Source organism: Synechococcus sp. H60.1 (assembly GCF_047462335.1).
Taxonomy (GTDB): Bacteria; Cyanobacteriota; Cyanobacteriia; order Thermostichales; family Thermostichaceae; genus Thermostichus.
On sequence record NZ_JANSJA010000182.1, the window covers coordinates 1 to 7,274 of the forward strand.

The 7,274-nt window shown below is 61.4% G+C and carries 8 protein-coding genes and 1 tRNA gene; 4 read left to right on the forward strand and 5 right to left on the reverse strand.

What is annotated here, in order from left to right:
• On the reverse strand, positions 1-203 hold a 203-nt coding region (locus NW852_RS09190), incomplete at its 3' end, for a hypothetical protein (protein WP_414426672.1).
• Positions 204-530: 327 nt separating this feature from the next.
• Here NW852_RS09190 and NW852_RS09195 point away from each other — a divergent pair.
• Positions 531-1,022 (forward strand): pentapeptide repeat-containing protein, encoded by a 492-nt coding sequence (locus tag NW852_RS09195; RefSeq protein WP_414363823.1) that lies wholly within the window; start codon positions 531-533, stop codon positions 1,020-1,022.
• 89 nt (positions 1,023-1,111) lie between these two features.
• On the opposite strand, the gene NW852_RS09200 is transcribed toward NW852_RS09195, so the two are convergent.
• Both NW852_RS09200 and NW852_RS09205 read right to left on the reverse strand, forming a co-directional pair.
• Positions 1,112-1,192, reverse strand: a tRNA-Leu gene (locus tag NW852_RS09200).
• 74 nt (positions 1,193-1,266) lie between these two features.
• On the reverse strand, positions 1,267-2,211 hold the full coding sequence (locus NW852_RS09205; RefSeq protein WP_414363822.1) for a PLP-dependent cysteine synthase family protein: 945 nt from the start codon (positions 2,209-2,211) through the stop codon (positions 1,267-1,269).
• 181 nt (positions 2,212-2,392) lie between these two features.
• Between NW852_RS09205 and NW852_RS09210 the strand changes: the two genes are divergently transcribed.
• Genes NW852_RS09210 through NW852_RS09220 form a run of 3 tightly spaced genes read left to right on the forward strand, consistent with a single transcriptional unit; the run spans position 2,393 to position 5,060 of the window.
• Complete coding sequence (locus NW852_RS09210; RefSeq protein ID WP_414370656.1) at positions 2,393-3,526, forward strand: cob(I)yrinic acid a,c-diamide adenosyltransferase; 1,134 nt, start codon at positions 2,393-2,395, stop codon at positions 3,524-3,526.
• 29 nt (positions 3,527-3,555) lie between these two features.
• The gene (locus tag NW852_RS09215) at positions 3,556-4,284 is read left to right on the forward strand and encodes a lysophospholipid acyltransferase family protein (RefSeq protein WP_414376587.1); all 729 of its coding nucleotides are present in this window, start codon (positions 3,556-3,558) and stop codon (positions 4,282-4,284) included.
• On the forward strand, positions 4,272-5,060 hold the full coding sequence (locus tag NW852_RS09220; RefSeq protein WP_414370660.1) for an alpha/beta fold hydrolase: 789 nt from the start codon (positions 4,272-4,274) through the stop codon (positions 5,058-5,060). The genes NW852_RS09215 and NW852_RS09220 overlap by 13 nt, the downstream gene beginning before the upstream one ends.
• Here the strand turns inward: NW852_RS09220 and NW852_RS09225 are convergent.
• Both NW852_RS09225 and NW852_RS09230 read right to left on the reverse strand, forming a co-directional pair.
• A complete protein-coding gene (locus NW852_RS09225) occupies positions 5,038-5,763 on the reverse strand; it encodes an HAD-IA family hydrolase (RefSeq protein WP_414363818.1) in 726 nt (241 codons plus the stop codon). The genes NW852_RS09220 and NW852_RS09225 overlap by 23 nt on opposite strands.
• Positions 5,760-6,746, reverse strand: a complete 987-nt coding sequence (locus NW852_RS09230; RefSeq protein WP_414363817.1) for a PhoH family protein — start codon at positions 6,744-6,746, stop codon at positions 5,760-5,762. The genes NW852_RS09225 and NW852_RS09230 overlap by 4 nt, the downstream gene beginning before the upstream one ends.
• Between the last annotated feature and the right edge of the window lie 528 nt (positions 6,747-7,274).

A 7,274-nucleotide genomic window follows, 5' to 3' on the forward strand; every position in this document is an offset into this window, starting at 1 on the left:
GATATGGTTGCCGGACGCCGCAACTGCTCGCGCTGCACCCGGATGGGATCCCTGGCCTTTCCCATGCTCCGCTGTCCAGCTTGCCATTGGCTCAACCTCGACTCCGATCGTCGCTGTCGCCGCTGCGGTTGCTTCCTGCGTTGTCGCCCTCTCCCCTCCTGGGACAGCTTGCCCGTCGCCCGGCCCAGCTCGAGGAAAGGCAAGCCGAACCATCCTCTTCGGCTGGCAATCCGCTGGGATTGTGTCTTGGCTGCCTCGGCGATACTTTCGGTTTTGCTGGGACTGGGGCAACTGTCTTGGCATTGGGTGGAGCCGCTGCTGCAAGATCCTCCCCCGCCCGGCGATAGCCCACCAGCTCTAGGGCGATAAGGCCACAACGTCATCGCAGCTTGAGGGAATTTGTCAATGCGGGAGCCCAGGCAAACCTGTGGAGTGGTCGAAGCCGACGGATGCCACTATCATGTGACCAACGCAGAACAACCCCGCTCTGCCGGATTGTCTCAGTCAACCTTTCATGAGGCTTGATTACCATGAATTTCCATCTCAAAGCTGCCGCCGTTTTAGCGCTACTGACCACAGCAGCCGTGGCCTCCACTGCCGCCGCCACAACCCCCAACGCCTGCTTCTTGCGCTATCTTATCGCTTCCCGAACCTGTCCCAACTGCCGGCTGGGATCCCTCGAGCTGAGCAACCTCGATCTGGCAGAGGCTAACTTCCAGGGTGCCGACCTGATCGAGGCCAACCTGGAGCGCACCATCCTCACTGGCGCCGATCTCAGCCAGTCCTACTTGGTGGGAGCCAATCTGCGGCGCGCCCAGTTGCGTGGCGCCGACCTCAGCGGTGCCTACCTGGAGGGAGCGGACCTGCGGGGTGCCGATTTGCGGGGGGCCGATCTCTCCTCCGCCTCCCTCTACGGCGCCGACTTGCGCGGGGCCGATCTGCGCGATGCCAATCTGACTGGGGCTGACCTGAGCTTTGCCCGCACCTGGGGCACACGCCTGCAGGGCGCCGTTCGGGAATAGCGCAAAAGTCGAGATCAATTCTCGGCTGGCCCACCGCTGACCATTTCCCCTCTCCCAAGGAGGGGGAGGGCCTGGGGGTGAAGGCTCAGTGCGGATGGCGAGACTCGAACTCGCAAGGCAAAGCCACACGCCCCTCAAACGTGCGCGTATACCAATTCCGCCACATCCGCATTCTAGGTTTAACCATCATAGCGGCAGAAGGGCGGAGCTGTTAAGAGGAGGGGCCATTGCAGTACGGGCGAGTTTAGTCTTCTGTCCAAAACCGCTCGGAGAGATACTTGTCGGCCCCATCGCAGAAGATGGTAACCACCACCCCTGCCGAGAGCTGACGCGCCACCTGCAGGGCAGCCACCACATTGGCGCCGGCGGAGATGCCGACCAGCAGGCCCTCCTCCCGAGCCAGGCGTTTTACCATCTTTTGGGCCGCCTCGGTGGAGACCTCGACGTGCCGATCCGGCAGGGTGGGATCGTAGATCTCCGGCTTAAGGGCGGTGGCCATGTGCTTGAGGCCTTCGAGGCCGTGGAAGGGGGAGTCGGGCTGCATGGCGATGATCTGGATATCAGAGCGGTACTCCCGCAGGCGCCGCCCTACCCCCATACAGGTGCCGCTGGTGCCCAGGCCGGCCACGAAGTGGGTGACCTGCCCCTGGGTTTGCTCCCAGATCTCCACCCCTGTGGTCTCGTAGTGGGCCTGCCAGTTGGCGGGGTTGCTGTACTGGTCAGGATAGAAGTAGAGATCGGGGTTTTCGGCGTAGAGGGCGCGGGCTTTCTCAATGGCCCCATCGGAGCCAAGGGCTGGATCCGTGAGCACCAAGTCCACCCCATAGGCAGCGAGGATCTTCTTGCGCTCTGGACTGGCGTTGGCCGGCAGGGCCAGCTTCACCTTGTACCCCAAAGCTGCCCCTATCCAGGCATAGGCGATGCCCGTGTTGCCGCTGGTGGCATCCAGGATGATCTTGCCAGGCCTCAGCTTGCCCTCGCGTTCGCCAGTGCGAATCATGTTCAGGGCCGGGCGATCCTTGACCGAGCCGCCGGGGTTGTACCACTCTGCTTTGCCATACACTCGCACCGATGGCGGCAGTTCAGCAGTAACCCGCCGTAAGCGAATGAGGGGCGTGCCGCCCACCAGCTCAATAGGGCTATCAACCGCAGGGGGCAAGGGGCGAGAAGAAAACACAGTCGGGTACAAGGGGGATCCCTCGCTAGATGGGCACTGGGCTGGACAACCATTGCTCATCTTATCCCGGTGTTGATCGGCTCTTGCCGGCTTTTTCTGGCCCTTCTCCGCGCTTTCCCGAAAACCTCTGGCTAGACTTTAAGATGGGGGTAGAGAAGCACGAGTTCTGGACAGCGGCGTGATGCGGAGGGGCATGGCAGAAGTCGGCATTGTAACCGCGCAACAGTTTGACCGCCGACGAGGCCAGATCCACGTTTACGATGGCGAGGGCAAGGGCAAGTCCCAGGCGGCGTTGGGAGTTGTGCTGCGCTCCATTGGCTTGGGAATCGAAAATGCGGCCCCCAGCCGGGTGTTGCTGGTGCGGTTTCTCAAGGGGCCGGGCCGCACTTATGCGGAGGACGCGGCGATTGCCGCTCTGCAGCGGGGCTTCCCCCACCTCATTGATCAACTGCGCACGGGGCGAGGAGAGTTCTTTGGCCCCGACGAGATCACCAAGTTTGACCGTCAGGAGGCCCGCCGCGGCTGGGATGTGGCCAAGGGGGCGCTGGCGTCTGGATTTTACTCGGTGGTGGTGCTGGACGAGCTGAACCCGGTGCTGGATCTGGGCCTACTGCCGGTGGAGGAGGTCGTCAGCACCCTCAAGCAAAAGCCGGAGGAGATGGAAGTTATCATCACCGGGCGGGGCGCCCCCAAGGAAATTATCGACCTGGCCGATCTGCACTCAGAAATGCGCAGCGTCCGTCGGGCGACGGATCCCCAGAATGGCCAGCCCCCCCTTAGCGGCATTGAGATTTACACCGGCAACGGCAAGGGCAAGTCCACCAGCGCTCTGGGACGGGCTCTGCAGGCTATTGGGCGTGGCATCAGCAAGGATCTCTCCCACCGGGTGTTGATCATGCAGTGGCTCAAAGGGGGGACGGGCTACACGGAAGATGCGGCCATTCGGGCCTTGCGGGAGAGCTACCCTGATCTAGTGGATCACCAGCGCTGCGGCCGCGATGCCATTGTCTGGCGGGGCAAGCAGCAGGAAATCGATTATGTAGAGGCAGAGCGAGGCTGGGAGTTGGCACGGGCGGCCATTGCCTCCGGGCTTTACAAAACCATCATTCTGGATGAGCTCAACCCCACGGTGGATCTGGAGCTATTGGACGTGGAGCCGATTGTTGAGGCTTTGCTGCGCAAGCCGCGCGACACGGAGATCATCATCACAGGGCGCTGCCATGCTCCTTTGCCCTACTTTGAGCTGGCCTCTGTCCATTCGGAAATGGTGAGCCACAAGCACTATGCCGAGCAAGGCGCGGATCTGCGGCGCGGGGTGGACTATTGAGCAAGAGAATGGAATCCTTGACAGCGCCTATGCAGGTCAGTGGCTTCCCAGATGCGAGGGCAGTGGCCCAGTTGCTACTTGCTCTTTTCCAGACGGAGGTGTGGGTGGAGGGCAAGGAGCGGGTTCCCCAAGGCCCGCTGCTGGTGGTGAGCAACCATCGCAGCTTTTTGGATGCGCCGGTGCTGATCGCGGGGCTGGATCGACCAATTCGTTTTGCCTGCCACTACTATCTATCCCAGGTGCCCCTCTTGCGGGAGATCGCCTTGGCGCTGGGGTGTATCCCCCTCCAGCAGGGATCCTGGCCGCAGATCCACTTTTTTCGCCAGGCTCAGGCCACGTTGGCAGCGGGCGGAGGGGTGGGAATTTTCCCGGAAGGGGCAGACCAGATTACCCGCGAGACCTCACCCCAGGAGGTGGGACGGTTCCAGCCGGGCTTTGCCCATCTGGCCTTGGCTGCCAAGGTGGATCCTCTGCCAATCCTGCCGGTGGCCTTGTGGGCCCAGGAAGAGTGGCGGGGGATGGATATTCCCATGGCTTTTTTCCGCTGGTTTGATCCCAGCGAGCCCAGGTTTCAGCAGCAAGGAGGGCACCCGGTGGTGATCTATCGCCGGGTGGTGCTCAAGGTGGGATCCCCTCTCTGGGTGAGGGGAGAAGGGCGCTATACCTGCCGCCAGGAGAGGCTGCAGCTAATTCAGGAGTTAACGGCAGCCGCCCGCGAACAGGTGCGCTTGGGGTTGGCAAGGAGATGGAAAAATTGAAGGGTAAGCCCACCGCCTCTATTCCAAGCCACCAGAAGCGGCCCCCGCTGTTCTATTTGCCGGGTATGGATGGCACAGGCCAATTGTTTTACCGGCAGGCGCAGGCTCTGCAAGCCGAGTTTCACGTCCGCCCTTTGAGCCTAAACCACCCCGAAGCGGGAAATAGCTGGGAGAGCCTGGCCGATTGGGTGGGATCCCAACTGGAAGAGGGGGCCTATCTGTGCGGCGAATCCTTTGGGGCCTGTCTGGCGTTGGCCGTTGCCGCCCAGCAGCCGGAGCGCTGTCGTGGCCTCATCTTGGTCAACCCGGCCTCATCCCTGCGGCGCCGGCCCTGGTGGTGGGCGGGCCATGTTCTCCTGCCCTTTTTGCCGCCAGCGCTCTACCACCAGATGGCGGAGCGGGGGCTGGGATTTTTGGCGGAGCTAAGCCAAATGGAGCCGCCGGATCGGGAGCGGTTGCGCCAGGCCGTACACAGCGTTGCTCCCGAGGTGGCTGCCCAGCGCCTGGCCTTGCTGGGATCCTTTGTTGTGGAAGAGCTGCCCCTGGAGTCGATGAGGCTGCCAACCCTGCTGGTGGCGGGGGGGCGGGACCGCCTCCTACCCTCGGTGCAGGAGGTGCAGCGTTTGGCGGAGCGACTGCCCCAGGCTCAGGTGGAGATCTCGCCTTTGAGCGGTCATGCCTGCCTTCTGGAGCGGCAGATGAACCTGCGGCGCTACTTGCTCAAGCCCGATGGGGTTTTTGCCCCGCTACTGCTTAATTCCGCTCCAGCGCATTGAGCAGGGGGAGGGATCCCCACAAGTTTTCGATTCGCTCTTGGCAGGCGCTATCTTTCCCTTCTCGATCCAGCCAAAGGGCTCTCAAGCCTGCTGCCTTGGCCCCTTGGTAGTCTTCGCGGTAGCTGTCGCCAATGTGCCAGGCAGCGGCAGGCGGGATCCCTTGGGTCTCTAGGGCAGCTTGGAAGATGCGGGGATCGGGCTTGGCATGGCCCACCTGGGTGGAGAGGGTGAGGCTGGAAAAATAGCCCTCCAACTGCAGTGCCTGCAGCACCTTGGGCAGGCGGCTGTCGAAGTTGGAGATCACCCCCAGCCGGATCCCTTCCCCCTGGAGGGCCTGGAGAACCGGCAGCGTCTCCGGATACAGTTCCCAGGGATCCGCCCCGGCAAAATACTCGAAAAGGCGGGCAAAAAACGCCTCAAACCGTTCCTCCCCAAAAGCAGCCAGGGATCCCACCCCTGCAAAAGTCTGGCGCACCACCTGCCGCCACCAGGCCCGCTCCCAAGCCAGCAAAGAGGATCCCAACAGACCGGCACAGGCTGGCGGCGGAGCGCTGGCAAAAGCTTGGGCAAAGGCGCGATCCAGCGCCTGCGGATCCACCGATACCCCATACGCTGCTGCCACCTGGCTGTAGGCCTGGCCGACGCTGCCCCGCACCCGAAACAGCGTGCCCACGGCATCGAAGAAGATGACCCTCGGCCTCACTGCTGGCTCTCGTAGCGGGCGTAGGCATCCACAATCCGCTGCACCAGGGGGTGGCGTACCACATCCCGCTGGTCAAAGTAGCAAAAGGCAACTCCCTCCACCCCGGCCAGGATGCGCTCCGCAGCCGCTAGGCCCGACAGGCGATGTTTGCCCAGATCCGTTTGGGTGAGATCCCCGGTAACCACCATGCGCGACCGAAACCCCAGGCGGGTGAGCGCCATCTTCATCTGCTCCGGGGTGGTGTTCTGGGCTTCGTCCAGAATGATGAAAGCATTGCTCAGGGTGCGACCGCGCATGTAGGCCAGCGGCACCACCTCGATCACCCCTTGTTCCATCAACTGGGGCAGTTTGGCCGGATCGATAAACTCAAACAGAGCATCGTAGAGGGGCCGTAGATAGGGATCCACCTTCTCTACCAGATCCCCAGGCAAGAACCCCAGCTTCTCCCCTGCTTCCACCGCAGGGCGAGTGAGGATCAGGCGCTCATACTCGCGGTTTTGCAAGGCCGTGATGGCCACGACGGCAGCTAGATAGGTTTTGCCGGTGCCCGCCGGCCCAATGCCGAAGCAAAGGTCGTGAGCTCGGATGGCTCGCACGTACTCCTGTTGACGGGGCGTCTTGGGCCGGATCAGCTCTCCCTTGCGGGTGCGGGCCAGAACACTTACCTGCGCCTGATGATAGGCGTCAGCTTCTTGGTTAGAGAGGGCGCGAAAGGCTTGTTCGGCATCGATCACAGTAACAGGGTGTCCAGTTTGCCAAAGCGGTCTCAGCAATTCTAGCCACTGCCGCACCTGCTGCCGCTGTTGAGGTGTGCCCCTTAGGTACAGGTCTTGTCCTCGCAGCGTTACCGAGGCGCCGCTACAGCGGCTGATCCACTTCAGGTTGGCCTCCTGCACGCCCGCCAGAGACATAGCCTGCCGCGGATCCAACAAAGAGATGATCTCCAGATCGGTGGGAGCGGAAGAAGTCGAGTTGTTGTGCATGCCGTGGGCGCTGCGCGCCCTAAAACCTGTGATGGCGATTCTATCAAAACTGCCGGACAGCACGCTTCGGCCTCTGGACAACCGTTGCAAACCCCCCAGACTGACTTCAGGAAGCTGAACAAAGAGAATTTGACACTCCCACCGACTAAAGTCAGGGGATTCTTACGCAGTCCACAATCGGACTCGTAAAGGCGTTGTCAAGACGCCCCTAGACGGTTCCTTGGAACCAAGTCTCAAGGTTCCGCTTACTTGTTGACTGACAGCACTGTCTGGGTCTTTCACCGGGGTGGGTGCTTACTTAGCAGCAGTTATAGCATTGAACAGCAGCTAAAGCTGCTCTAAGGCTTTTCCGCCCCGCATTCAAGTACGGGGCTACCAAGCTACTCTGCTGTGTTCTGGAACACAAACTGGGAAAACTTACACCAATCGGGATTTGGATTCAGCTTTTGCTCATAACTGAAGTTACAAGGAGTTAACAGAACGCTGAGGATATCTAAAAAGATATTGCAAGTAACTTTTTTCTTCTAG

What these genes read in the sequence shown, in the direction of transcription:
- NW852_RS09195 (WP_414363823.1), top strand. Translation starts at nt 531, where the DNA reads ATGAATTTCCATCTCAAAGCTGCCGCCGTTTTAGCGCTACTGACCACA.
- NW852_RS09210 (WP_414370656.1), top strand. Translation starts at nt 2,393, where the DNA reads ATGGCAGAAGTCGGCATTGTAACCGCGCAACAGTTTGACCGCCGACGA.
- NW852_RS09215 (WP_414376587.1), top strand. Translation starts at nt 3,556, where the DNA reads ATGCAGGTCAGTGGCTTCCCAGATGCGAGGGCAGTGGCCCAGTTGCTA.
- NW852_RS09220 (WP_414370660.1), top strand. Translation starts at nt 4,272, where the DNA reads ATGGAAAAATTGAAGGGTAAGCCCACCGCCTCTATTCCAAGCCACCAG.
- NW852_RS09230 (WP_414363817.1), bottom strand. Translation starts at nt 6,746, where the DNA reads ATGCACAACAACTCGACTTCTTCCGCTCCCACCGATCTGGAGATCATC.